Raw genomic sequence first — 24,502 nt, 5'->3', positions numbered from 1 at the left:
ACGCGTCGGCGTAGCCTGTGCAGGTGATGCAGACGCGCCCGCAGCTCCGTCCCGGCCCGCTCTCACCCCGGCGGAAGGTCCCGCGCACGATCGCGCGCCCGTCGTACGCGCTGCTCGGCGAGCCCGGCCCGACGTCGCCGCCCCGCGCCCGCACCGCCGAGGAGCTCGCGAACATGCGGATCGCCTCGGACATCGCCTCCGAGGCCCTAGCCGCCGCGGCCGCCGCGATCGCTCCCGGCGTCGTCACCGACGCGCTGGACGAGGCCGCCCACGAGACGATGATCGCCCGTGGCGCCTACCCGTCGACGCTGAACTACCGCGGATACCCGAAGTCGACGTGCATCTCGATCAACGAGGTCATCTGCCACGGGATCCCCGACCTGCGGACCGAGCTCTGCGACGGCGACATCGTCACCATCGACGTCACCGCCTACTACGGGGGCGTCCACGGCGACCTCAACCAGACCTTCGCGGTCGGCGAGGTCGACCAGCACGCGAAGGACCTGATGGAGGCCACCCGGCGGGCGCTCGAGGCCGGCATCGCTGCGGTCCGGCCCGGCGGGCAGACGCGGGACGTGGGCAAGGCGATCGAGAAGGTCGTCCGCAAGCGCTTCGGGATCGTCCACCAGTTCGGCGGCCACGGGATCGGCCCGGACTTCCACGACGGCCTGCACATCCAGCACAACTACGACCGCCGCGGGACCGAGCGCTTCTTCCCCGGCCAGACGCTGACGATCGAGCCGATGCTGACCCTCGGCAGCCCCGACGCGCGGGTGTGGGAGGCCGACGGCTGGACCGCGGTGACGATCGACGGCTCCCGCTGCGCGCAGGAGGAGCAGACGCTGCTCGTGACCGAGGACGGCGCCGAGGTCCTCACCACGCACGTCCCGCACTGAAGACATCGGTGCGGGCCCCGGCCCGTGCGTCGCGGGCCCGAACCGCACTGGACCGCGACGGGGCACGGTCCACCCGCAGGCGGTGCGGGCCCCGGCCCGTGCGTCGCGGGCCCGAACCGCACTGGACCGCGACGGGGCACGGTCCACCCGCAGGCGGTGCGGGCCCCGGCCCGTGCGTCGCGGGCCCGAACCGCACTGGACCGCGACGGGGCACGGTCCACCCGCAGGCGGGGCGGGCCCCGGCCCGTGCGTCGCGGGTGCAGACGTGGACACGCTCCCTGCGCGCGAGGCCCTGCGACGCGGACGCCTCCACCCCGACTACGGTTGCGGGAGTTCGACGCGCGCGGCGTACGCCGCGCCCGGGTAGGAGACCCACGATGACGCCCCGTTCCCCACGTTCCGCCGTGCGCACCCTCGCCACCCTCGTGGGAGCGCTGGTCGCCTGCCTGGCGGCCGCCGTCCCCGCGAGCGCCGCGCTCGACGCGACGCCGCTGCCCGCCCCGCAGGCGTCCGGTGCGGCGGCGAGCCCGCGCATCGTGGGCGGCACCCAGCTGCCCGACAGCCTCGGCGCGCCGTACACCGTCGCGGTCTACACGTCGCTGACCGCCGACAGCGGCGAGGGCTGCAGCGGGACGATCCTCGACCCGACGCACGTCCTGACCGCCGCCCACTGCTTCATCGAGAGCGACGGCACGAAGGCCCAGCCGTCCCAGGTCCAGATCGTCGCGGGCTCCGCCTCCTTCGCGGCCGCGGCGTCGGACCCGGGGGCCACCATCGTCGGCGCCTCGGCGGTCCGCACCCACCCGCGCTACCTGCCGGCCGAGTTCGACGACGACGTCGCGGTCGTCACGCTGAAGACCCCGCTGAACTTCGCGACCGGCCGCACCCGCGCCCTGCCGCTCCCGGCCGTGAACACGTCGCTGTTCCCGAGGTCGAAGTACGCCTACACCTCGCGGGCAGTGCGACTCACGGGCTTCGGGCTGAGCACGACGAACGGCGACGACTACGGCACGCTGCGCAAGGTCGACGTCACCGCGATCCCGATCGGCTTCTGCCAGCAGGACAAGAGCGTCAGCGCCGCCGGCACGGACGCCCCCGCGATCCTCCTCTGCTCCGACCAGTCCGGGCGCGGCGCCTGCCAGGGCGACAGCGGCGGCACCGCGGCCACCGGGCCCGCGAGCGCGCCGTACCTCGCCGGCGTGATCGACACGTCGGGCGAGGCGTGCGAGGAGGGCCGCAACCTCTACGCCAACGTCGCCGCCCCCGAGATCCGCAGCTTCATCGACGCCGCGCTGCAGGAGCGCGACGTGACCGCCGCCGAGACCCCGCTCTCGCCGCGCGGCGGACGCAGCGTCAAGCTGACCGGCAGCTCCGCTCGCGTCGGACGCACGGTCCGCTGCCGCCGCGGCTCGTGGCGCAGCGGCTCGAAGTTCAAGTACGCCTTCGTCTTCGTGAAGGGCAAGAAGGAGCGCAACCGCGGCCTGACCTCGAAGTCGACCTACACGCTGCGCTCGACCGACCGCGGCTGGTCCGTCAGCTGCGCCGTCCAGGCGTCGAACGCCGGCGGCACGGGCACGACGTTCTGGCCGTTCACGGTGAAGGTCCGCAGTCGGTAGGAGAGGACACCGGCGGGGGCCGTCGGCCGGCGTCACCGGATCTGCGGCGGCCGACTGATCGACCGGCCGCCGCGGAGCCGCGGCCGGCCCGGCCCCGTCGGCCGGCCGTCGCGGATCCGCAGGGGACGTCCGTCCACCTCCGGGAGCGCCGTCCGTCCGTCGCGGATGACCGGCGGGGCGGCGCGGATCTACCGTCGCCCCATGACCGCGACCGACCCACGCGACCCGTCCGCCACCGCCTCCGCACCACGACTCGCCGCCCTCGGCGTCCTCGTCGCGGGCGTCGCTGCGGCCGGCCTGGCCCTGACGCCCGGCGCGGCGCTCGCGGACGGCGGTCCGTCGTGGGCCGCCGCGGGTCCGGCGTCGGCCGCGAGCGCGACGCTGCTGCGCGCCGGGGACGACGACGCGACCGGTGACGACGTGGTCACCGAGGACCCCGCCGTCGACGACGACCCCACCGCCGACGACGGGTCCGGGGAGACCATCGGCGACGACGGCGGCCCGGACGACGACGGCAGCGCCGACGACGACGCCACCGAGGACGACGACCCGATCGAGGCGGTCGTGATCGACCGGCGCGGCAGAGCGCTCGAGGGGCCCCGCTCGTTCGCGGCGTCGAAGACCGTCCGCGCCGGGCGTCTCCACTGGAGCGGCTGGTCCGACGGGACCGCTGTCGGCAAGGGCCGGATCACCGTGAAGCAGCGGCACCGCCGTGGCTCCCGCGCCGCGGCGACCGTCCGCGGGACCGGCACCGTCTCGCTCAGCCGGCTGACCGTCTGCTCCGACGGGACCCCCGTCTACCGGAAGGCCGTCTTCGTGGTGGCCAAGAAGACGGTCGCGACCGTCGTCCTGCCGGGGTGCTCGGCGCTGGACTGACGGCGGCACGCGCGCGGGGGCGACCGCACTGGACGCCGGTACCGGCGCGGACTAGGATCCTACCGCCAGTAGCTTCGACATCGGAGGACACCAGCCGTGGCCCGCTTCATCCCGAAGAACCCCGCCGAGCTGATCGGCCGTGCCGACCGCACGATCGAGAACGTCGACGTCGTGCTCGGCCGCGTCGACGGCACCCTGTCGACGGTCAGCGGGACGCTCACGACGGTCGACGGCACGCTCACGACGGTCAGCGGCACGTTGACCTCGGTCGAGGGCACGCTTAAGACCGTCGAGCGCACCCTCGCGGAGACGACCTCGACGCTCACGGACGTCCGTGCCCTCCTCACCGAGCTGCAGGGCGAGATGGCGATCCTCCGTCAGGTCCCCGCGATCGCGGAGCAGGTCGCCGAGATCCATCGCGCCGTGACCGCCGGCGCGACCGCCTGAGGTCCCGCCCCGATGCCCGTCGGCGCCGGACCGCGCCCCCGCGGCCGCGGTCCGGCCGGGCTCACCGGGCGGGCCCAGGCTTGTACGACCGGCCCAAGGCGCGGCGCGCCGTGCGGCCTAGGCTGGATCCACATGCGTCCCGGCCCCCAGCATCAGGAGCTCACCGCCCGCGCCGCCCCCGCCCGTCCGATGGTCGGGGGCGGCCCGCGCCGGACCACCACGCGGCCCGCGGCCTCGCGTCGCCTCGCCGAGGTCCGACGGGTCCTCGTCGCCGACCACGCGCGCCACCCCGGGGGGCCCGTCGCGCCCGGCACCGGGTCCGCGCCGGCGACGCGCCGGGCCCCCGCGCTCGCCGCGGTGCGCACCGCGCTCACCGGCCGGGCGGTCGGGTCGCGCGCGGCGGGCTGAGCGAGGTCGTCGTCGGTCGCTCTCCGGCCATCCGTGACCTCCGGTCGGTCGGCCCGAGGGCGCGAGGTCGTCGTCGGTCGCCATCCGACCATCCGTGACCTCCGGCCCGGTGGCGTCGGCCCGCCGGGCGGCCGACGCGGACCACGATCCTCCTTCGAACCCTACGCGCCGGCCGCGATCGGGGCCCGGCGTCCGCGCAGCAGCCCGTAGCCCGCGATCGCCGCACCGAGCGCGACCGCGACGACCGGGACGACGAGCGCCGCCCGGTAGCCGTCCAGCAGGCCGGCGTGCGAGCCGGGTCCGCCCGTCGCGGCCACGTCGACCATCGTCACCGCCGCGACCCCGAGGGCCGCGCCGAACTGGATCGCCATGTTCAGGAGCGCGCTGGCGAGGCCCTGCTCGTCGTCCGGAGCGTGCTCCGTCGCGGCGATCGCGAGGGGCCCGTAGGTGAGCGCGAACGCGATCCCGATCAGGACGAACGTCGGCAGCATCGCGAGGTACGTGCGGTCGGCGCCGATCCCGATGAACGAGGCGTAGGCGACGGCGGCCACGACCATGCCCGCGACGAGGACGGCGAGGTTGCCGAACCGGCGCACCAGGCGCGGTGTCAACGTCGGGGCGAGCACGACGTCGATCCCGCAGACCAGGAGCGCGAGACCGGTCTCCAGGGGCGTCCAGCCGCGGAGCTCCTGCAGGTAGAGGACGACGATGAACTGGAAGCCCACGAACGCGCCCATGAAGAGCACGGCCCCGACGTTCGACCGCACGAGCGCGCCGGTGCGGAGGATCCCGAGGCGGAGCAGCGGTGCAGGGGCGCGTCGCTCGATCGCGACGAACGCGGCCAAGAGGACGCCGCTGGCGAGCAGCGTCGCGACGGTCAGGACCGCGTCGACGTCCGGAGCGCGGACGACCCCGAACACGAGGAGCAGCATCGCCGCGGTGACCGTCACCGCCCCGCCCACGTCGACCCGCTGGCGGACGCGCGCGGGCCGGGCGGTCTCGGGGAGGATCCGGAGCGCGACGACGAGGATGCCGGCCGCCATCACGACGGGCGCGAAGAAGACCCAGCGCCAGCCGATCGAGGTCAGGAGGCCGCCCGCGACCATGCCCATCGAGAAGCCGGCCGCCCCCGCGGCGCCGTAGACGATCAGCGCGCGGTTGCGGGCGTCGCCGGCCGCGAAGCTCGTCGTGATGATCGAGAGGCCCGCCGGCGTCATGAACCCCGCGGCGACCCCGGTGACGAAGCGCGCGGCGATCAGCGTCGGCCCGTCCTGCGCGAGCCCGCCGAGGCCGGAGAAGACGAGGAAGATCGACAACCACAGGAGGAACATCCTGCGGCGTCCGAGGAGGTCCGCGGCGCGCCCGCCGAGCAGGACGAACCCGCCGTAGCCGAGCACGTACGCGCTGACGACCCACTGCAGCGTGGCGGTCGAGAGGTCGAGGTCCTCGCGGATCGACGGCAGCGCGACCCCCATCATCGAGACGTCGAGGCCCTCCAGGAAGATCGCGCCGGAGAGGACGAGGAGGACGGCCCAGGCGCGCGGGGTCATGCGCTCGAGGGCGGGCGGGGGCGCGTCTGCCGTGGGCGCGGTGGCGGCGGACGACGCTGCGGCGCCCGTCGACGCGGCGTGGGGTGGGGGCTCGGGACGGTCGGCGGACATGCGGTGCTCCTGGGGGACGTCGGGGCGCCGCGTCCTCGACCCATGATGCTCGTTCGGGGTGCCCGGCCCGTGCCGACCGGCCCGCCGGCGTCCGTCAGCCCACGGGCGTCGGCGACGCGGCCGGCGCCGACGGGACCGCCGGCGTCGTCACCGGCGGGTTGCGGTTCGGCGTCGGGTCCGCCGGTGGCGGGGTCGACCCGGGCGGACCGAGCGTCACGGCGAGGATCTTCGTGTCGAAGCTCGTCCAGCTGCGGAGGGTCCCGCAGACCATGAGGACGGTCGTCCCGCCCTTCAGGACCGTCGCCGTCGGCCGGAAGCAGTTCTGCCCGGTCGGGCTGATCCGCTGCGCCCGCTGCCACGTGAGCCCCTGGTCGGGCGTGACCCACTTCTCGACCTTCGCGCGGTGGTCGATCACGCGCCCGAGGTAGACCGTGCCCGGGTCCTGCGGGTCGAGCGTCATGCCGCCCGTCTCGAACAGCCCCGCGGTGTGGCGCTGCTTGTTGTCGGAGAACGCCGGGGTGATCTCGGTGACCTGCCACCGGGTCCCCGTCCACCGGCCGTACATGAAGCGCTGCCACGTCCGGTAGTAGCCGACGGAGAAGAGCACGACGGGGCGCCCCTGGCCGTCGTCGCCGACGTCCATCACCCACGCCTTCCCGAGCTTCGGGTCATACGGGTAGACGGAGTCCCCGTTCGCCGCCGGGATCGGGAGCTCCGAGAGGCCCGCGACGCGCGTGCCGTCCGCCTTGCTGAAGCGGCGGTCCTTGTACTCGAGGCAGTGGATCCCCGTCCTGCTCTGCTTCGGGTGGCTCTCCGTGTAACACATGTGGACGACGCCGCTTCCGGGCAGGCCGGCCGCGTACTTCGCGTACGGGCGCTGGCCCGACGGCCCCTGCACGATCTCCCGCGCCGGCCCCCACGTCGTGCCCTCGCGCAGGGCGAACGTCGGCTTCCAGCAGCCGCCGCGCCACGCGAGGAAGGTCTTGTCGGCGCTCAGCCCGATCGGGTTGGGGTAGGTGAACCCGAGCTGTCCGGGCGCGTTGACCGGGAGCGGCTTCGCGGGCGTCCAGTCCTTGATCGCACCCGGCTTCTCGGTGAAGCGGTAGTAGAGCTGCGCCGCGGTGCCGTGGGGCAGATACCGCCCGGAGTGCGGGCTGAAGAACGCGGCGATCCGGCCCTTCGACGTGACCATCAGGCTCGGGTTGTTGTGGTCGTCGCTGCCGGTGCGGCCCAGCGTGACGGTCTGGACGGGCTTCGCGGCGCCGGGCTTGAAGCGGCCGACGCGGACGAGGCCCGTCGTCGTGATCCAGCCCGTGTAGATCCACGGCCCGAAGACGACGGAGCGCTGGTCGCCGAAGTAGCTCCAGGCGCCGAGCCCGATCCGCTGCGTGGCGAGCGAGACCCGCTCGGGGACGACGACGCCGTCGGGCGAGACCTCCGTCCGGAGCGCCTGGGTGCTGTTCGGACCCGCGTTGGCGCGCAGGCAGTCCGGCGGGACGGCGGCGGCGCCGGCCTCCGGGGTCGCGGCGCGGGGGCCGACGACCACGAGGACGGCCGCGAGCAGGGCGACCACGACCGCCACCAGCGCGCGGGGTGACGGACGGGCTGGGCGCGACGACGACCGGGGCGGGCGGACTCGGGGCCGCGGGTGTCGGGGCGAGGACGGTCGGGACGGCACGGCGGGCTTCTGACGGGCACCGGGCACGGCCCGCGGAACCGCGACGCGTCGCGGACGGGACCCGCCGACGCTGCACGGCGCGCGGATCGTACCCGATGGTCCCGACGCCGCCGCCGGGGCCGCCGCGGACCATGAGGAGGTCGTGAGAGACCGGCCACGACGGCACGCGTGGCGCATACATTGATCCCACGGCCTGTCCCGCCCGCGGTTCCCGGATCCCCCCGTCCGGCCCGCACCATCGGGGCCGTCCCGCCCGCCCCCACGGGTGCGACCCGGCCACCGCACCGGAGTCCCCCGCTCCCCACGCGGTCGCCGCCACTCCCCCCTCTGGCGGCGACCGCGACGCCGTGCGGCCGGACCGGGCCGGGGCGTCAGATCGCCAGCAGCTTCCCGGCCGCGGCCTCGTCCATGTCCGCGGTCCTCCCGCTCGCGACGACGTGACCGGCCTCGAGCACGACGTAGTCCTCGGCCATCCGGAGCGCCATCTCGACGTACTGCTCGGCGATCAAGAGGCCGATGCCGTCGCGGTCGCGCAGCGCCAGGATCGACTCCTCGATCTCGGCGACGATCGACGGCTGGATGCCCTCGGTCGGTTCGTCGAGCAGGAGCAGCCGGGGCTTCGTCAGGAGCGCGCGGGCGATCGCGAGCTGCTGGCGCTGGCCGCCGGAGAGGAACGCGACCGGGCGCTTGAGCAGCGGCTTCAGGCGCGGGAAGAGGTCGAGGACCTCGTCGATGTCGGAGCGCTTCGCACCCTTGCGGGCCTCGAGCACGACCGCGAGGTTCTCGGCGACGGACATGCCGCCGAAGCCCGAGCGCTCCTGCGGCGCGTAGCCGATCCCGGCGTGCACGCGGTCCCACGGCGCCTTGCCGGTGATGTCGTCCCCGTCGAGCGTGACCGTGCCCGAGCGCACCGGCAGGACGCCCATGATCGCGTTCATCAAGGACGTCTTCCCGGCGCCGTTGCGCCCGAGGATGCACGTGCTGCCGCCCTCCTCGAAGGCCATGTCCACGTCGAACAGGACCTGCGTGCGCCCGTGGGCGACGTCGAGCCTGGTGGCCGCGAGCCTCATGCCGTCTCCTCCGTCGTGGTGTCGGTCGCCGCGGCCGCCCGCGAGACCGAGTTGCGGTCGTCCTTCGCACGGCCGATGTAGACCTCCTGGACGACCGGGTCGGCCTGGACCTCGGCGACCGTCGCGTCCGCCTTCAGGACCTTCCCCTCGTGCAGGACGGTCACGCGGTCGGCGAACCGCCGCATGAAGTCCATGTCGTGCTCGACGACGAGGACCGTGCAGTCCTTCGCGACGTAGCGGACGAGGTCGCCCGTGCGGGTCCGCTCGTCGGGGCTCATGCCGGCGACGGGCTCGTCGAGCAGCAGGAGCCGCGGCTTCTGGGTCAGGAGCATCCCGATCTCGAGCCACTGCTTCTGGCCGTGGGCGAGCGCGCCCGCGGGGCGGTCGGCGACGTCGTGGAGGCCGGTGACCTCGAGCGCCTCCGCGACCTCCGGCCGCCGGCCGCGCGCCTGCCGGAGCAGGCCGCGCAGGCCCATGCGGAAGCTCGCGGCGATGTCGAGGTTCTCCGCGACGGTCAGCGCCTCGAAGACCGTCGCCGCCTGGAACGAGCGCCCGACGCCGAGGTGGACGATCCGGTGCTCCTTGTGGCCGGTGAGCTCGACGTCGTCGAACCTCACCGACCCCGTCGTCGGCTTCGTGAGGCCGGTGATGATGTCGACGAGCGTCGTCTTGCCGGCGCCGTTGGGGCCGATCAGGAAGTGGACCTCACCCTGCCGCGCGTCGAGGTCGACGTCGGTCAGCGCCTGGAAGCCGCCGAACGTCACCCCCAGCCCGCGGATCTGCAGGATCGGCCAGGGGGCCGTCGGGTCGCGCCGGGTGGGAGCCGCGGTCGCCGTGTCGGTGCTCATGCGTGCCTCGCGGTCCGGTGGTCCCCGGCGCTCGGCGCCCCGGTGGTCGTGCGGCGGCTCATGCGCCCTCCCCCGCGGCCGCGCCGGACGCGGGTGCGGCCGTGCGTGCCCCGGGTCGGAAGCGGTCGAAGCGGTCGCGGTTCTCGCGCCACCAGTCGCCGACGCCCGCCAGCCCGCGCGGCGCGAACGCGACGACGAGGATGAACAGCAGGCCCTGCGCGTAGAGCCAGCCGGAGGGCATCGCCTCGCTGAGCTCCGTCTTCGCGAAGTTCACGAGCAGCGCACCCGCGATCGCCCCGGCCATCGAGACCCGGCCGCCGACGGCGACCCAGATGACCATCTCGATCGACGGCACGATGCCGAGCGACGTCGGCGAGATGATCCCGACGATCGGCACGAACAGCGCCCCGGCGACGCCCGCCATGCCGGCGGCGGTCGCGAACGCCACGACCTTCACCGTCGTCGGGCTGTAGCCGAGGAACCGCACGCGGTCCTCCCCGTCCCGGACCGCGACGAGCAGCTGGCCGTAGCGGCTCTTGACCATCTGCCGGGCGATCAGGAAGACGACCAGCAGGACCGCGAGCACGATGAAGTAGAGCGTCAGCTTGTCGCTGTTCTTCGCCAGGTCCAGGCCGAAGAACGTGGAGACCGTCAGGCCGTTCGTGCCGCCCGTCAGGTCCTGCTGGCCGACGAGGAGGATCACGAACGCCGCGGCGAGCGCCTGGGTCAGGATCGCGAAGTACGGCCCGCGGACGCGGCTGCGGAAGACGAGCAGCCCGAGGAGCGTCGCGACGGCCATCGGCAGGGCGACGACCATCACCAGGGTGAAGACCGGGGAGCGGAACGGCTCCCACAGCCCCGGCAGGTCGGAGGCGCCGGTGAGGCTCATGAACATCGGCTTCTCCCCCGGTCCGGCGTCCGCCAACTGGAGGTGCATCGCCATGACGTAGCCGCCGAGGCCGAAGAACAGGCCCTGGCCGAGGACGAGCATCCCGCCGCGCCCCCAGGCCAGCGCGATCCCGACCGCGACGATCGCGAAGACGAGGTACTTCGCGAGCAGGTCGAGCCGGAACGCGGTGAGCATCCCCGGCGCGACGACGATCAGCAGGAACGCGACGACCGCGAAGGTGATCCGGGGCACGACGTCGGCCTTCGTACCGATCACGCGGCGCTTGAACCAGCCGGGACCGGGCGTGCCCGTCCCGCCGGCCGGCGCGGCCTTCGCCGCGCCGGTGGTGTCCGTGGACGTGTTCATGCGAGACCCCTCGTCTCCTGGGCGACGATGCCCTGTGGCCGGAACTGCAGGAACGCGACGATCAGCGCGAAGACGATGACCTTCGCCAGGCTGGCCTCGGTCCAGTACTCGATCAGCGAGTTGCAGAGCCCGAGGACGACGGCCGCGATCACGGCGCCGCGGAGCTTCCCGAGCCCGCCGGCGACGACGACCAGGAACGCGTCGATGATGTAGTTCGTGCCGAGCGTCGGGCCGACCGAGCCGAGCTGGGTCAGCGCGACGCCCGCGACGCCGGCGAGGCCGGAGCCGAGGAAGAACGTGCGGCGGTCGACGCTCGCGGTCTTCACGCCCGAGGCCGCGGCGAGCTGCCGGTTCTGCATGACCGCGCGCATCCGGCGGCCCTGCTTGAGCTTCGACACGACGTACCAGGCGCCGGCGGTCGCGGCGACCGCGAGGGCCATGATGAAGAGCCGGTTGTAGGCGACGTCGACGCCGATCAGGGTGGTGCCGCCGTCGAGCCAGCCGGGGCTCTTCACCTCGACGTTCTGGGCGCCGAAGATGTCACGGGCGGCCTGCTGGAGGATCAGGGCGACGCCCCAGGTGACCAGCAGCGTGTCGAGCGGTCGCCCGTAGAGCCGCTTGATGAGGAGGACCTCGAGGAGCAGGCCCATGGTGCCGGCGACGACGAGCGCGACCGGGATGGCGAGGAGGAAGGCGGTGGCGGTCGCGCCGTCGCCGAGCGCCTGCTGCAGCACGTAGGTCGTGTACGCGCCGGCCATGATGAACTCGCCGTGCGCCATGTTGATGACGCCCATCTGGCCGAACGTGAACGTCAGGCCGAGCGCGACGAGCAGCAGGATCGAGCCGATGCTGAGACCGACGAAGATCTGGGAGAGCAGCTGTTCCACGGGGGCTCCTTTCGGGTGGCCGGGACGGGCGGAGGTCGGGTGGACGAGGCACCCCGGTCCCACGACGCAGGCGCCGGGGCGTCGCCGCCGGCACCGTGTCCGGGCCGGCGCGCTGCGTGCGCGCCGGCCCGGACGGTCGGGTGGGATCCGGGCGGCCGCGACCGGCCTCCGGGTCCGTCCTAGAGGCCCTCGGCCCAGGGGTAGGTCTTCAGGAACGGGTCGGGCTTGATCGGGCCCTTGGACTCCCAGACCGTGTCGATCAGGCCCTTGTCGTTGATGACGCCGATCCGGGCGGTCTTGTAGATGTGCTGGTTCTCGCCGTCGATCGTGACCTTGCCCTCGGGGGCGTCCATCGTCAGGCCCTTGGACGCGGCCTTGACCTTCTCGGGGTCGGTGGAGCCGGCCTTCTCGACCGCGGCGGCCCAGAGCTTCACGCCGACGTAGCCGGCCTCGATCGGGTCGTCGGTGACGCGCTTCTGGCCGTACTTCGCCTTGTACGCCTTGACGAACGCGTCGTTCGTCGCGCCCTTGGTCGTCTGGTAGTAGTTCCACGCCACGAGCTGGCCCTTGACCTTCGAGGCGCCGATGCCACGGACCTCGTCCTCGGCGACCGAGACGGAGACGACCGGCAGCTTGCTCGACGGCAGGCCGGCGCCCTCGAGCTGCTTGAAGAACGCGACGTTCGAGTCGCCGTTCAGGGTGTTGAAGATCGCGTCGGGCTTCGCGGCCTTGACCTTGTTCACGATCGTCGAGAACTCGGTCGAGCCCAGCGGCGCGTACTCCTCGCCGAGGACCTTCATGCCGTTGGCCTTGGCCCAGGCCTTGATCTCCTTGTTGGCGGTGCGCGGGAAGACGTAGTCGGAGCCGACGAGGTAGATCGTCTTCGTCTTCTTCTGCTCCTTCAGGTACTCGAGCGCCGGGATGATCTGCTGGTTGGTCGTCGCACCGGTGTAGAAGATGTACGGCGAGGCCTCGAGGCCCTCGTACTGGACCGGGTAGTACAGGAGCGACTTGTTGCGCTCGAAGACGGGGAGCATCGCCTTGCGCGACGCCGACGTCCAGCCGCCGAAGGTGGCTGCGACCTTGTCCTGCGAGATGAGCTTCTGGGCCTTCTCGGCGAACGTCGGCCAGTCGGACGCGCCGTCCTCGATGACCGGCTCGAGCTTCTTGCCGAGCACGCCGCCCTTGGCGTTGATCTCCTCCATCGCGAGGAGCTCGGAGTCCTTCACCGAGACCTCGGAGATGGCCATCGTGCCCGACAGCGAGTGCAGGACGCCGACCTTGATCGTGTTGCCGCCGCTGGTGCTCGACGCGGTGGTCGTGTCGTCGTCTCCGGCGCAGCCGGTGGCGAACATCCCGACTGCGCAGAGCAGCCCGGTCGCCATCCATGTACGTGCGGTGCGGTGCTTCGGTCGTGCTGGCACGACGGCCTCCAGGGTTGGCGGCCGGGGCGGACCCGGCCGGCGGTGGACCCGGGCGGTGTGGGCCGGCCGGGGTGCTGCCCGGTCGGGGTCGCCGGCCGGGGTCCTGCCCTGCCGGGGTGCACCGGCGGGGATGTCGCCCGGACGGTGTGGGCCGGCCGGGGTCCTGCCCGGTCGGTGTGGGCCGGCCGGGTCCTGTCCGGTCGGTGTGGGCCGGCCGGGATGACGGTCAGGGCGCCGCCGGTGAGGACGACGCCCGTCCGGTCCGCCGAGCGCCGCGACCGCCCAAGGAGAGGCGGTCGCGACGTCGGTGGACTGGACAGGAGGAGCGTCCCGCCCGCCGGGCCGGTCGCCGTGCGCCCGATGGACGACGTCGGGGCGCCTGTCGGGACGACCACGGCGCCGTTCACCTCACCCCCGGGGCTGCTAGGCCCCCGCGGGGGTGAGCGGGAGGCCGACGCCTCACCCGTCGGCGGCGTCCCTCACCCCAGGTGAAGGACGGGGTCACCCGGTCGGTGGGTGGTCGGGGTTCGGGGCGGCCCGCGGACCGGCGACCCGGGTGCCACGGTCACCGATGGTCGGAGACCGACCACCGACGACCGCCGACCCCCGTGGCCGCCGGCGACCCGGGTGCCACGGTCACCGATGGTCGGAGACCGACCATCCGTGACCTCCCGAACCCCGAGCCAACCGCCGTCTCGGACGCCACGGTCACCGATGGTCGGAGACCGACCATCCGCGACCCCGGAACGCCCGGACGACCGCCTTCGGGGCCTCCCGCTCAGCGCAGGACGCGGTACCGCAGGTACGACGCGTTCGGCGGGCCGCCCGCCGCCAGCCGCTCCAGGCGGACGTCGGTGCCGCCCGGCCGTTCGAAGAGCCGGACGCCGTCGCCCAAGAGGACCGGCGCGACGAAGACGACGATCTCGTCCAGGGCGCCCGCGTCGAGGCAGGCCCGAGCCGTCACCGCCCCGAGAACGTGGACGTCGAGGTCCCCCGCGGCCTCACGGGCAGTCGTGATCGCCTCGCCGACGTCGCTCACGAACGTCAGTCCGGCTGCGGGACGGACCGGAGGACGACGGGTCAGGACGACGTGCGGTCCCTCCCATCCGCCGCTGAACGCACCCTCCTTCTCGGCGTCGCCGCGATTGGGGTCGTCACCCCGGAACGTCGTGCCGCCGACGAGCACCGCCCCGACGCGCGGGACCAGCGCGTCGGCGTCCGGGTTCGGCCCCTCCAGGTGCGGGGTCAGCCACGACATGTCGCCGCCGGGACCGGCGATGAAGCCGTCCAACGACATCGTCGCCGAGTAGATCAGGGTGCTCATCGTGCTCCTCGTGCCGGAGGTCCGTGGAGGGTGGACCGCCGCGGCGCGCCGGACTCATCGGCGGGGCGCCCGGACACCCGCAGACCGGCCGCTACTCGGCGATCCGCCGCTTCAGCGCGACGATCCGCCGAGCCGCGTCCTGCACCCGCGCCGCCTCGATCCGCCCGGCCGCGACGTCCTTCACGAGCACCCCGTACGCCTGCGCCGAGGCCCGCTCGGTGCGGGCGTAGAGGAGCAGGTCCAGTCCGGCGTTCACCGCGCGTCGCGACGGCCGGGAGTGCGCCTGGACCGCCGGGGTCTCCAGGTCGTCGCTGATCGTGAGCGGGTCGCCGCCGGTGGCGCGGCGGAGCTCGCGGCGGTACGCGGCGGGGGTGATCACGGCCGGGTCGGGGCCGAGCGCGTCGGGGTAGATCGCGCTGCTCATCATCACGATCGTCGTCGCCGCCTTCCCGCACCGCTCGTACGCGGCGTAGTCGCGGCGGATCGTCGACAGCGACCCGGGGATCCGCGTGCGGTCGAAGTCGGTGTTCGTCGTCGCGCGGCCCAGCCCGGGGAAGTGCTTGAGCGTGGCACCGACGCCGCCGGACCGGAGCCCGTCGGCGAACGCGCACGCCCGCGAGGCGACCCGCGACGGCGACCTCCCGAAGGCACGATCGCCGAGGAACGACGACGGCCCGCTGGAGACGTCGGCCAGCGGTGCGAGGTCGAGGTTGACGCCGACGCGCTCCAGCGCGCGGGCGGTCAGGCGGCCCTGGCGACGGACCTCCGTCGCGGTGCCCATGTTCGCGGCGTCGGCGGCGGGCGGCCCGGGCAGGCGCCGGATCTCACCGCCCTCCTGGTCGATCGCGACCAGGAGCGGCGGACGGTCCCCCCGACGCGCGGCGGCCTGGAGTCGCCGGACGAGCCGCTGCACCTGCGCGGTGCCGCCCGTGACGTTGTCCTTGAAGAGGATCACGCCTCCGGCCTCGCCGCGCTCGATCCGCCCCAGCAGCGCGCTCGACGGCGTCGTCCCGGTGAACCGCGCGACGACCATCTGCCCGAGCGCCTCGGCGTCCGACAGCTCCGACGCCGTGGCGGGGGCCTCCGCGGTCGTCGTCGGCGCGGCCTCCGTCGTCGTCGGCGTCGTGGTGGTCGTGGCGGCGGCGCGGGTCTCGACGGGCGGGGCCTCCTGCGTGGTCGCCGCGCGCGGGGTCGGGTCCGGGTCGTCGCCACCGCCGCACCCGGCGAGGCCGAGCACCAGGGCGACCGCCGTCCCGTGCGCGAGCGCCCGGCCGCGCGACGCCGCCCCGGGAGCGAGCTTCCGTGTGCGCGGCGCCGGCATCGGGCCGGACACTAGGACATCGTCCCCGGCCCCGCACCGGCAGATCCGCCGAACGGCCCCTGGCGCCGGGCCCCGCCGGCCGTCATGCTTCCGCGCACGCCGTCCACGGGCGCGCCCCGCCCTCGACCTCGTCGCACTCCACGCGCCGGCGTCGTCCGCGGGGAGCGCCGCCCACACCGTCCACCGTCCCGGGGCCTCCGCCCGCGTCCGACCGCCCGAGCCATGTCCGAACCCACCAGCCGCACGGCGACCCAGGACGACGTCGGCCGCTCCTGCCCGTACTGCCGGTTCCCGCTGAAGTCCGGCGCCCAGGTCGTGCAGTGCGGGACGTGCAGCGCGGTCCACCACGACGACTGCTGGGTCGAGGGCGAGGGCTGTGCCGTGACCGGGTGCGCGTCCGGCCCACGGACCGGAGCCGGCCGTGGGCCGCTCCCGGCGACGCCCACCGGGGCCGCCGGCACCGGAACCGAGGCCCCCACGGTCGCCCATCCCGGTACCGGCGATCGGCCCGGCCACCCCGCGTCCGCCACCCCGGGCGCCGGTGCCGCGGGCGCCGACCGCCCCGGCCCCGGCGGTCCGCCCGCCGGCTTCCCAGCGGGCGTCCCCGGCGGCCCGCACCCCGCGGACGACCCGACCGCCGTCCACCCCGCCGCAGGCCGGCCGGGCACCGGCTCGTCCTCCGGCCCACCGCCGCAGGGCGCGCCGCTCGGCGGGCCACCGCCGTCGAACGCGTGGTCGCAGACCCCACCGCCGGGCGCACCGTCGCCGGGCCGCGGCCGTGGCGGACTGATCGCCGCGGTGCTGGTCCTCGCGCTCGCGATCGTCGGCGGTGCCGCGGCGATCGTCCTCTCGCAGGACGACGGCGATCCGACGACGAGCACCGAGGCCGCGGTGACGACCGGGCCGCGGCCGGACACCACGACGACCCGTGGGACCGGGACCGGTTCCGGCGGGAGCACCACCGCCACGACCACGGGGAGCGGCACCACCACCGGGTCCGGCGGGACCACGACGGATCCGTCGACCGGCGAGGACCCGCCGACCACGGAGGGCGCACCGCCGACGACCGAGGCGTCGCCGCCGCCGGAACCCACCCGTCCGCCCAACGGGCGGCAGCGGACGACGAGCAGCACGAACGAGGGCCTGATCGGCGCCGAGCACCAGACCTGGCGGACCGAGACGAACACCGGCGCGATGGAGCAGACGCTCCGCCGCCACTGGCAGGCACGGGCCGACAACGACTACTACAAGGCCCACGGGTTCCTGACGGGCAGCGCCCTGCGGAAGGCCGGTCCGGCCGCCCGGTGGGTTCCGATCGCCACGCAGGACGGGCTCCGTCGCGTGAAGTTCGACCGCGTGACGCGGCTGAGCGCCGGGGCGTCGTCGGGCCGGGTCGGGGTCGGCCTGCGGACGCTGGACAAGGACGGCTGCTGGCGCTTCGACTTCGTCTACACGCTGGTCCGCGTGGACGGGAAGTGGCGGATCACCTACGCCGACCCGCTCCACGCGCGGCGGCCGTCGTCCAACTGCTGAAGCGCCTCACCGCCGCCGCGGCCGGAGCCCCTCGACCGACGTGGCGCGCTCGACGAGCCCGGCGATCTCGGCCATCCCCGCGTCCTTCGGGTGGAGGCTCTCGCCGAGGAACCCGAGGCCGCCGAGGACCGGGGCGCTGACCCAGGCGGCGTCGCCGGCGCACAGGTCGTGCCCGGCGCTGGGCGTGCGCACGTCGACGAAGCGGACCGGCCCGGACGAGCGGCCCAGCGCCGCCGCGGCCGCGCGCTGCGCCCGGTCGTAGGCGGCCAGCAGCGCGTCGAGGTACGTGACCTCGTCGGCGTCGAGCGCCCACCCCAGGCCGACGGGCCCCGCGCACCCGGACGACCCCGTGGGCGGGACCACGCGCGGGTAGCCGACGACCGCGATCGTCGCGCGCGGGGCCCGGGCCCGGATCGCGGCGACCGCCGGGCGCAGCGTCGCGGTCATGCGGCCCGGCGTCAGGTCGTCGGGCGACAGCCACCGCGAGCGCTCGTCGTCGCCGGCCAGGACGGAGGCGACGGCGCGCATCAGGTCGCTCGGGAGCAGGTCCGTCAGCGCGTCGGGGAGCAGCTGCGCCAAGGGTCCCGCGCGGCGGGCGGGGCCGCACGGCGTCCCGGCGCGCACGCATGCCGCGAGGACGTCGTAGAGCGTGTCGTGGTCGCGTCCCGCCCACGGATCGTTGCCGCCGGCGGTGAACGTGACGACGCGGGTCGCGGGCCCGATCGTGCGGTCCGCCGCGGCCCAGCCGACCTGCACGGGGACGCTCGTGCCCGGTCCGGCCGCGGTGGCCCCGGCACAGCTGTAGTCGGCCCAGCGGCCGCGTCGCTCGGCGCCGAGGCCGAGCTCCCGCGCGAGGACCGAGGCGTAGTTCACGGCCGACCGCGCGCAGCCGGGCTCGCGCGTCGGTTCGAGGCCGGGCCCCGACGAGTAGGAGTCGCCGAGGGCCACGTACGGCTTGCCCGAGGGGGCCGCGGCGGACGCCGGTCCGGCCGCGACCGCGGCGAGGAGGAGCAGGAGGACGAGCAGCGCGATGTGCGCCGGTGACCGGACGCGTCCGGCGGCGACGGGGCGGGGGACCACCGGGCGAGCCTCGTACGCCGGAGGGGCCAGACCGTCGAGAACGGCCCCGGAACGACGCGAGCCCTCGCTCGTCAGCGAGGGCCCGGCCAGTGGGAAACGCATTCGCGTTTCGTCCGTGTCCGACGCGCGCGGGCGCTCAGCGGGGATCGACAACACGGACAGCAGTGGCCGCTGCAGACGACCACTACCTGCCAATACTCCACGATCTCGCGCGTGGATGCGCCCTCTTTCGCGAACCCGGACGATCGGGGGGTGCACGGGCGCTCAACTCCGCAGCCGCGGGCCCTCGATCGCGGGGCAGCGGTTCATCACGACGGTCAGCCCGGCCGCCCTCCCGCGGGCCGCCGCATCGACGTCGATCACCCCGAGCTGGAGCCACGCGGCGGTCGCCCCGACCTCCACGGCCTCGTCGACGTGCACCCCGGCCTCCTCGGAGCGCCGGAAGACGTCGACGACATCGATCGCGTGGTCGGCCCGTGCGGCGGCGAGCGACGGGTACGCGCGCTCGCCGAGGATCTCGTCCGCCTGCGGGTGGATCGGGACGATCGTGTTGCCCCACGAGCGCAGGAGCGCCGCGATCCGGTGGCTGTCGCGGTCGGGACGCGGGGAGCAGCCGACGACCGCCCACGTCCGCGGCGTGGCCAGCAGCGCCCGCACCGTCTCGTCGTCCACCCCGTCGATCGTGCCGCTCATGGACCGAGGCTACGCCACCGCCACGAGCGCCCCGGTCGCCTGCCGGAGCGCCTCGACCAGGCGTTCCAGCTCGACGGGGTCGGGGTCGCCGTCGTCGAGGGCGCGCTGCAGCCTGAGGGCCGCGTCGGCGATGCGCCGCGCGCCCACCGTCCGGCTCGCGCCGACGACCTGGTGCGCGACGCGGCGCAGGGCGGTCCGGTCGCCGTCCTCGAGCACGCGGTCGGCTGCGGAGAGGTCCTCCCGCATCGACTCCGCGTAGGTCCGGAGCAGCCGCTCCTCCAGCTCGACGTCGCCCTCGGTCAGCTCGCGCAGGACGTCGAGGTCGAAGCCGGTGCCGCCCGGTGCGCCGGTGACGACGGACTCCGACCAGGCGACGTGCGGGAGCCAGCGGCGCAGGGTCCCGGCGAGGACGGCCATCGGCGCGGGCTTCGTGACGAGGTCGTCCATCCCGGCAGCCCGGCAGCGCTCCTCCTCGCCGTGCACCGCGCTGGCGGTGAGGGCGACGATCGGGACGCGCTCGCGGCCGGGGATCGCGCGCTCCTCCGCCCGCCACGCGCGGACGAGCGCGTAGCCGTCGCGGTCGGGCAGCTGGACGTCGCTGAGGACGAGCCCGTACCGGGTGGCGCGGAGGTGCTCGAGGGCCTCGCCCGCGTCGGCGGCGACGTCGGTGACGAAGCCGATCGTCTCGAGCTGGTGCTGGAGGACCTCGCGGTTGACGGGGTGATCCTCGACGAGCAGGACGAGGGAGCGGTCGGCTTCGCACTCCGCCCGGGTCGGCAGGCGCCGGCGCGCGGTGGTGCCGCCGGGAGGGGTCGCGAGCAGGTGCTGCTCGGCCTCGTCGGAGACCGGGAGGTCGAGCGCCACGCGCATCGTCGTGCCCGCGCCGACCGCGCTCTCCATCGTCAGGCTGCCGCCCATCGCCTCGGTCAGCTGCCGGGCGATCACGAGCCCGAGGCCCGTGCCGTCCGTCCGGGCGCGGACCTGCGCGAACGGGGCGAACAGCCGCTCCTGGTCCTCCGGCGCGACGCCGATCCCGGTGTCCCGGACCTCGAACGTGACGTGCTGGACGGGCACGCACCGATCGCCCGGCCCGTCGGTCCCGGGGACGCCGAGGTCGTCGTGATCGCCCGCGGCGGCCGCCCGGGCCACGCCGGACCCCGTGGCGTCCGGGTCCGCCCCCGCCTGCTCGCAGGTCGGCGACCCGGCCGCACCCGGCCCGCCGACCGTGAGCCGCAGGTCGACCGCGCCGCCCGGCGTGTACTTGATGGCGTTGGAGAGCAGGTTGCCGAGGACCTGTCGCAGGCGGTCGGCGTCGACGCGGTGGACGGGCGCGAGCGCCGGGTCGACCCGGGCACGCAGGCGGACGCCCTTCGCCGAGGCGGTGTGGCGGTACTGCGCGGCGAGCTCCTCGACGACCCGTCCGACGACCACCGGACGCGGATCGAGGTCGAGGTGGCCGGACTCGATCTTCGAGAAGTCGAGGACGTCGCCGATCACCGCCAGGAGGGTCGACGCGGAGCGCAGCGCCACGTCGACGAGCTCGCGCTGGCGGTCCTCGAGCTCGTCGAGGGCGAGGACCTCGAGGGTGCCCGTGACGGCGACCAGCGGCGTGCGGAGCTCGTGGGAGACCATCGCCAGGAACGCCGACTTCGCGCGGTCGGCGGTCTCCGCGGCCTCGCGGGCGCGCAGGAGGTCGCTCTGGTCGCGCTGGACGGCGTCGGCCATCTCGTCGAAGTCGCCGGCGAGCTGCCGCAGCTCGCGGACGCCCTCGGCCGGGGTCGCGCGCTCCGACCAGTCGCCCTGGCGGATGCGGCGGGCGACGGCGGTGAGGCGCCCGAGCGGCCGGACGACGGCGCGGGCCGAGTAGGCGAGGACGAACGCGAACGCCAGGACGAGGAGCGCGAGGAGCGAGCCCTGCGCGACGAGCAGCCGGTTGGTGCGGGCCTGGAGCGCGTCGGCGCGGGCGCCGGTGCGGCGGTCGACGACGCTCGTGAACCGCTCGATCGCCTCCATGATCCGGTCCTTCATCAGGTGGTACTCGGCGTCCACCAGACGTCGGTACTGCCCGCGCACGTCGCGGGCGTAGTCCGCGTCGACGCCGCGCCGGATCCGCGGCGCCACGCGGGTCATGACCTGCAGCTCGGTCGTCGCCAGCGCGTTGGAGGCGTCGAGCGAGGCGCCGAGCGCCCGGAACTCCTCGGTCGAGAAGTGCGCTCGGCGCATCAGCTCGCTGAGCGAGACCGGCGGGCCGGTCGCGATCCCCTTCGACCCGCGGGACAGCACGCGGTCCCAGAACGACGAGTCGTAGTGCACCGGCCGCGGTGCCTCGCCGGCACGGATCGCGAGGATCTGGTCGTAGTAGCCGCGGTACCGCGGCTGGCCGGTCGAGACGTAGAGGCGGACCATCCGCGTCAGGTCGTTGGACGTCTGCCGCATCTGGTCGGCGAGCCGGAACGACGTCATCCGCGACTGCTCGGCCGTCGTCCGGTCGTTCGCGGTGCGCAGCTGCAGCACCGTGACGAAGAGGAGCGCGACGGCGAGCACGACGACGATCCCGAGCAGCCCGCCGAGCGCCTGGCGGATGGACGGGGCGCGGCGGCCGGACGGGCTCACGACAGCACCGACAGCAGGCGGCGGGCGGTCAGCGGCTTGACGATCGTGCCGCGCAGCAGGACGCCGGCCGCGCGGGTCTCGGCCTCCGCCGCGGCCAGGCGGTCGCCCTCGAGCCCGGAGACGATCACGACGTCGGCGGCGACGCCGCGGGCGACGAGCTCGCGGAGGAACGCGACCCCGTCGATCCCCGGCATGTCGAGGTCGCAGAGCACGACGTCCGGGACCTGCCCACCGTCGACGAGTTCGAGCGCCCCCTCGCCGTCGGCGGCCTCGAGGATCTCCCCGGCCCCGAGGTTCGCGAGGATCTGGAGCATCGTCAGCCGCTGGAACTGGTGGTCCTCGACCACCATCACGGTCCGGTCGCCGAGGCTCACGGCCGCCCCCCTCGTCCGAGCAGACCGAGCTCCCGGCCCGCGGCGACGGCGTCGGCCCGCGAGGCCACGCCGAGCTTCGCGTAGAGCGTGCGCGCGTGGGTCTTCACGGTGTTGTGCGACACGCGGAGCCCGGCGGCGACGTCGCGCAGGCTGCCCGACCCGGCGAGCGCGCGCAGGACGTCGAGCTCGCGCTCGCTGAGCTCGGCGCCGCTCCCCGCGGCACGGACCTGCCGGCCCGCCGGGAGCGCGGCGATCGAGGCCCGCAGCGCGCCGGGGTCGCGCGCCGGGTCGACGCGCTCCCGGGCCTCGCGCAGGGCCTCCGCCGCCCCGTCGTGGTCGCCCTCCGCCGTGCACGCCCGGGCCAGCTCGACGAGGAGCGCCGGGACCATCAGCGACGGGTCGCGCCAGCCGCGCGCGTGCTCGAGCCCGGCGCGGCAGAGGAGGACGGCGTCGCCGCTGCGACCGTGGACGAGCGCCAGGCGGGCGCGGGCGGCCACGACCGGGAGGGCCTGCGGGGCGGTGCGGAGCGGCCCGTGCTGGAGCGCGGTCTCCGCGTCGGCGACGTACCCGGCGGCGACGTCGACGTCCCCGCGGTCGAGCGCCACGAGGGCGACGACGGCGGCCGAGAGCGGGCCGACGAGCGGCAGGCCGACCGCCGGCAGCAGCTCCTGCCCGGCGAGCGCGCGGTAGGCCAGGGCCTCCGCGGCGTCGAGGTGGCCGCGCAGCAGCTCGTGCCAGGCGGTCGCGGCCTCGACGGCGGATCGGGCCGGCGCGGCGCGGGGCAGCGCGTCGAGGACCCGGGCGCCGGCGGCCAGCGCGGTCCCGACGTCGTCGAAGCAGACCAGCGCGGTGAGGGCGTCCGCCGCCAGGGCGTAGGACGCGGTGCCGTCGGGCATCGGGCCGTCCCACCCGGCCTCGGCGCCGCTCGAGAGCCAGGCGTCGCGGCCGGCGCGGTCGCCGTCGACCGCCGCGACGAGGGCCGCCACGTACGCGAGGCGCGCGTCGCGGTGCCGCAGCTCGGGCGGGAACCGGGCGAGCCAGTCGCGGGCGCGGGCGGCGAGGACCCCGAAGCCGACGAGGCGGAGCGCGTGGGTGGCCAGGAGCTCGGCCGCGGGTTCCCAGCTGCGCGCCGCCAGGTAGTGCTCGAGCGCCTCGTAGAGCTCGCTCTCGCCGCCCTCGCTCTCCAGCCACGCTCCGGCGCGCACGTGGAGCTCGCGGGCCCGCTCGGGCTCCTCGTCCTCGAGCCGGCCGCGGAGGACGTCGCGCAGCAGGTGGTGGCAGCGGAACCACGTGCGGCCGCGGTCCAGCGGGATCAGGAGGAGCGACGTGCGCGTGAGCTCCCGGAACGCCTGACGCGTCTCGTCGGGGTCGCCGCCGAGCGTGCGGACGCAGAGGTCGGCGGTGAACCGCGGCAGGATCGACGCCTCGCGGACGAAGCGCCGGTGGTGGGGCGGCCAGGACGCGAGCACCTCGTCCGCCAGGCCGCCGAAGAGCTCCTCGTCACCCCGGCCGAGGCTGCCGCCGAGGAGCTCGGCGATCGGCTCGCCCATCCGGACCCGGAGCGCGGCGAGGTAGAGCGCCGCGGGCCACCCCTCGACGCGGTCGCCGAGGACGTCCAGCGCGTCGTCGTCGAGGTCGAGCCCGAGGCCGTCACGGACGAACGCGGCGCTCTCGTCGCGGTCGAACCGCAGCTCGTCGGTCCGGACCTCGAACAGCTCCCCGCGGACCCTTCTGCGACCGAGCGCCCGCAGGTCCGCGGTGCGCCGCGAGCCGAGCGCGACGGCGTGCGGGTCGGGCAGGCGGTCGAGCACCCAGTCGACGCTCGACCGGGTGCGCTGGTCGTCGAGCACGACGTGGACGTCGTCGAGGACGAGCGCGACGGGCTCGTCCGTCGCCGCCAGCGCGTCGAGCAGGGCGACCAGCACGTCGTCGCGCAGGTCGGCATCGGGGGCCGTCGACGCCCGCAACGCGTCGTCGAGCGCGTCGCCGAGGACCGGCCGCAGCGCCGCCAGGACCGCGGCCCACAGGCGCGCGCCGCGGTCGTCCGCGTCGACGGAGACCCACGCGCTGCGCGCCGGGTCCTCCCGGGTGGCGGCCCACTGCGCCAGGAGCGTGCTCTTGCCGAAGCCCGGCGGCGCGGTGACGGAGAGCATCCGGGCGCCGCTGCGGTCGATGCGGTCGAGCAGCAGCTCGCGGGGCACGTGCTCGTCACGGGCCGGTGGTCGGTGGAACTTCGTGCGCGGGAAGACGACGGCGGTCGTCCCGCCGTCCGCCTCGCCCACGCGGTCGTCCGCGGGCGCCACGGTCATCCCGTCGCTCCGCGGGCCGGGCCGCCGGCCGCCCCCGCACGCGGAGCGCCGCCCGGGGTGGACGGTGGTTCGGAGAGGGTCGTGGCGGGCGTGCGGGGCATCGACGGTGACGCGGCGCGCGGGCACCGGTCGGCTCATCTCCATCCCACCGCACGCCGGGCGCCGCCGCGTGGTCGCCCCGTCCAAGCC

General features: G+C 75.1%; 20 protein-coding genes. 6 read left to right on the top strand and 14 right to left on the bottom strand.

Annotated elements, in window-relative coordinates:
* Window positions 1-26 precede the first annotated feature (26 nt).
* The 5 genes from map (at window position 27) to PATMI_RS0110220 (ending at window position 4,243) form a co-directional block, all read left to right on the top strand.
* Window positions 27-896: a type I methionyl aminopeptidase gene (gene map, locus PATMI_RS0110240; protein ID WP_026910829.1), complete on the top strand. Its 870-nt coding sequence runs from the start codon at window positions 27-29 to the stop codon at window positions 894-896.
* A 377-nt stretch (window positions 897-1,273) separates the two neighbouring features.
* Window positions 1,274-2,512 (top strand): S1 family peptidase, encoded by a 1,239-nt coding sequence (locus PATMI_RS0110235; protein WP_084269843.1) that lies wholly within the window; start codon window positions 1,274-1,276, stop codon window positions 2,510-2,512.
* A 201-nt stretch (window positions 2,513-2,713) separates the two neighbouring features.
* Window positions 2,714-3,388, top strand: a complete 675-nt coding sequence (locus tag PATMI_RS0110230; protein ID WP_026910827.1) for a hypothetical protein — start codon at window positions 2,714-2,716, stop codon at window positions 3,386-3,388.
* 96 nt (window positions 3,389-3,484) lie between these two features.
* Complete coding sequence (locus PATMI_RS0110225; RefSeq protein WP_026910826.1) at window positions 3,485-3,835, top strand: hypothetical protein; 351 nt, start codon at window positions 3,485-3,487, stop codon at window positions 3,833-3,835.
* A gap of 132 nt (window positions 3,836-3,967) precedes the next feature.
* The gene (locus tag PATMI_RS0110220) at window positions 3,968-4,243 is read left to right on the top strand and encodes a hypothetical protein (RefSeq protein ID WP_026910825.1); all 276 of its coding nucleotides are present in this window, start codon (window positions 3,968-3,970) and stop codon (window positions 4,241-4,243) included.
* 161 nt (window positions 4,244-4,404) lie between these two features.
* Here the strand turns inward: PATMI_RS0110220 and PATMI_RS0110215 are convergent, their stop codons facing one another.
* The 9 genes from PATMI_RS0110215 to PATMI_RS0110175 form a co-directional block, all read right to left on the bottom strand.
* On the bottom strand, window positions 4,405-5,793 hold the full coding sequence (locus PATMI_RS0110215) for an MFS transporter (RefSeq protein WP_026910824.1): 1,389 nt from the start codon (window positions 5,791-5,793) through the stop codon (window positions 4,405-4,407).
* A gap of 205 nt (window positions 5,794-5,998) precedes the next feature.
* Window positions 5,999-7,486 (bottom strand): BNR-4 repeat-containing protein, encoded by a 1,488-nt coding sequence (locus tag PATMI_RS0110210; RefSeq protein WP_026910823.1) that lies wholly within the window; start codon window positions 7,484-7,486, stop codon window positions 5,999-6,001.
* A 467-nt stretch (window positions 7,487-7,953) separates the two neighbouring features.
* A complete protein-coding gene (locus PATMI_RS0110205; RefSeq protein WP_026910822.1) occupies window positions 7,954-8,652 on the bottom strand; it encodes an ATP-binding cassette domain-containing protein in 699 nt (232 codons plus the stop codon).
* Window positions 8,649-9,500 (bottom strand): urea ABC transporter ATP-binding protein UrtD, encoded by an 852-nt coding sequence (urtD, locus tag PATMI_RS28995; protein WP_051471299.1) that lies wholly within the window; start codon window positions 9,498-9,500, stop codon window positions 8,649-8,651. Before urtD ends, PATMI_RS0110205 begins: the two co-directional genes overlap by 4 nt.
* Before the next feature lie 58 nt (window positions 9,501-9,558).
* A complete protein-coding gene (gene urtC, locus PATMI_RS0110195) occupies window positions 9,559-10,755 on the bottom strand; it encodes an urea ABC transporter permease subunit UrtC (protein ID WP_084269841.1) in 1,197 nt (398 codons plus the stop codon).
* Window positions 10,752-11,642 (bottom strand): urea ABC transporter permease subunit UrtB, encoded by an 891-nt coding sequence (urtB, locus tag PATMI_RS0110190; RefSeq protein WP_026910820.1) that lies wholly within the window; start codon window positions 11,640-11,642, stop codon window positions 10,752-10,754. The genes urtC and urtB overlap by 4 nt, the downstream gene beginning before the upstream one ends.
* 179 nt (window positions 11,643-11,821) lie before the next feature.
* Window positions 11,822-12,997 carry an urea ABC transporter substrate-binding protein gene (gene urtA / locus PATMI_RS0110185; protein ID WP_342673048.1) on the bottom strand — a complete coding sequence of 392 codons (1,176 nt, stop codon included), beginning with the start codon at window positions 12,995-12,997 and terminating at the stop codon, window positions 11,822-11,824.
* Window positions 12,998-13,844: 847 nt separating this feature from the next.
* Entirely contained in the window at window positions 13,845-14,390 is a 546-nt protein-coding gene (locus PATMI_RS0110180) for a dihydrofolate reductase family protein (protein WP_026910818.1), read from the bottom strand.
* A 91-nt stretch (window positions 14,391-14,481) separates the two neighbouring features.
* Window positions 14,482-15,711 carry a glycoside hydrolase family 3 N-terminal domain-containing protein gene (locus tag PATMI_RS0110175; RefSeq protein WP_157260706.1) on the bottom strand — a complete coding sequence of 410 codons (1,230 nt, stop codon included), beginning with the start codon at window positions 15,709-15,711 and terminating at the stop codon, window positions 14,482-14,484.
* Window positions 15,712-15,933: 222 nt separating this feature from the next.
* Between PATMI_RS0110175 and PATMI_RS38510 the strand changes: the two genes are divergently transcribed.
* Window positions 15,934-17,244, top strand: a complete 1,311-nt coding sequence (locus PATMI_RS38510) for an RING finger protein (protein ID WP_026910816.1) — start codon at window positions 15,934-15,936, stop codon at window positions 17,242-17,244.
* A gap of 6 nt (window positions 17,245-17,250) precedes the next feature.
* On the opposite strand, the gene PATMI_RS0110165 is transcribed toward PATMI_RS38510, so the two are convergent.
* The 5 genes from PATMI_RS0110165 to PATMI_RS0110145 all read right to left on the bottom strand — a co-directional run bounded on the left by PATMI_RS0110165 (window position 17,251) and on the right by PATMI_RS0110145 (window position 24,313).
* Window positions 17,251-18,324 carry an SGNH/GDSL hydrolase family protein gene (locus PATMI_RS0110165; RefSeq protein ID WP_026910815.1) on the bottom strand — a complete coding sequence of 358 codons (1,074 nt, stop codon included), beginning with the start codon at window positions 18,322-18,324 and terminating at the stop codon, window positions 17,251-17,253.
* A gap of 264 nt (window positions 18,325-18,588) precedes the next feature.
* On the bottom strand, window positions 18,589-19,017 hold the full coding sequence (locus PATMI_RS0110160; protein WP_026910814.1) for a CoA-binding protein: 429 nt from the start codon (window positions 19,015-19,017) through the stop codon (window positions 18,589-18,591).
* A gap of 9 nt (window positions 19,018-19,026) precedes the next feature.
* The gene (locus PATMI_RS0110155) at window positions 19,027-21,630 is read right to left on the bottom strand and encodes an ATP-binding protein (RefSeq protein ID WP_026910813.1); all 2,604 of its coding nucleotides are present in this window, start codon (window positions 21,628-21,630) and stop codon (window positions 19,027-19,029) included.
* Entirely contained in the window at window positions 21,627-22,004 is a 378-nt protein-coding gene (locus tag PATMI_RS0110150) for a response regulator (protein WP_026910812.1), read from the bottom strand. The genes PATMI_RS0110155 and PATMI_RS0110150 overlap by 4 nt, the downstream gene beginning before the upstream one ends.
* Window positions 22,001-24,313 carry a winged helix-turn-helix domain-containing protein gene (locus PATMI_RS0110145; protein ID WP_169738348.1) on the bottom strand — a complete coding sequence of 771 codons (2,313 nt, stop codon included), beginning with the start codon at window positions 24,311-24,313 and terminating at the stop codon, window positions 22,001-22,003. The genes PATMI_RS0110150 and PATMI_RS0110145 overlap by 4 nt, the downstream gene beginning before the upstream one ends.
* Window positions 24,314-24,502: the final 189 nt, after the last annotated feature.

It is taken from the genome of Patulibacter minatonensis DSM 18081 (genome assembly GCF_000519325.1).
In the GTDB taxonomy this organism is placed as follows: domain Bacteria; phylum Actinomycetota; class Thermoleophilia; order Solirubrobacterales; family Solirubrobacteraceae; genus Patulibacter; species Patulibacter minatonensis.
Note: the sequence above shows the minus strand (reverse complement) of the source record. Positions and strands in the feature narration are given on the sequence as shown.

What these genes read in the sequence shown, in the direction of transcription:
- map (WP_026910829.1), top strand. Translation starts at nt 27, where the DNA reads ATGCAGACGCGCCCGCAGCTCCGTCCCGGCCCGCTCTCACCCCGGCGG.
- PATMI_RS0110235 (WP_084269843.1), top strand. Translation starts at nt 1,274, where the DNA reads ATGACGCCCCGTTCCCCACGTTCCGCCGTGCGCACCCTCGCCACCCTC.
- PATMI_RS0110230 (WP_026910827.1), top strand. Translation starts at nt 2,714, where the DNA reads ATGACCGCGACCGACCCACGCGACCCGTCCGCCACCGCCTCCGCACCA.
- PATMI_RS0110220 (WP_026910825.1), top strand. Translation starts at nt 3,968, where the DNA reads ATGCGTCCCGGCCCCCAGCATCAGGAGCTCACCGCCCGCGCCGCCCCC.
- PATMI_RS0110215 (WP_026910824.1), bottom strand. Translation starts at nt 5,793, where the DNA reads ATGACCCCGCGCGCCTGGGCCGTCCTCCTCGTCCTCTCCGGCGCGATC.
- PATMI_RS0110205 (WP_026910822.1), bottom strand. Translation starts at nt 8,652, where the DNA reads ATGAGGCTCGCGGCCACCAGGCTCGACGTCGCCCACGGGCGCACGCAG.
- urtD (WP_051471299.1), bottom strand. Translation starts at nt 9,500, where the DNA reads ATGAGCACCGACACGGCGACCGCGGCTCCCACCCGGCGCGACCCGACG.
- urtC (WP_084269841.1), bottom strand. Translation starts at nt 10,755, where the DNA reads ATGAACACGTCCACGGACACCACCGGCGCGGCGAAGGCCGCGCCGGCC.
- urtA (WP_342673048.1), bottom strand. Translation starts at nt 12,997, where the DNA reads ATGTTCGCCACCGGCTGCGCCGGAGACGACGACACGACCACCGCGTCG.
- PATMI_RS0110180 (WP_026910818.1), bottom strand. Translation starts at nt 14,390, where the DNA reads ATGAGCACCCTGATCTACTCGGCGACGATGTCGTTGGACGGCTTCATC.
- PATMI_RS0110175 (WP_157260706.1), bottom strand. Translation starts at nt 15,711, where the DNA reads ATGCCGGCGCCGCGCACACGGAAGCTCGCTCCCGGGGCGGCGTCGCGC.
- PATMI_RS38510 (WP_026910816.1), top strand. Translation starts at nt 15,934, where the DNA reads ATGTCCGAACCCACCAGCCGCACGGCGACCCAGGACGACGTCGGCCGC.
- PATMI_RS0110160 (WP_026910814.1), bottom strand. Translation starts at nt 19,017, where the DNA reads ATGAGCGGCACGATCGACGGGGTGGACGACGAGACGGTGCGGGCGCTG.
- PATMI_RS0110145 (WP_169738348.1), bottom strand. Translation starts at nt 24,313, where the DNA reads ATGACCGTGGCGCCCGCGGACGACCGCGTGGGCGAGGCGGACGGCGGG.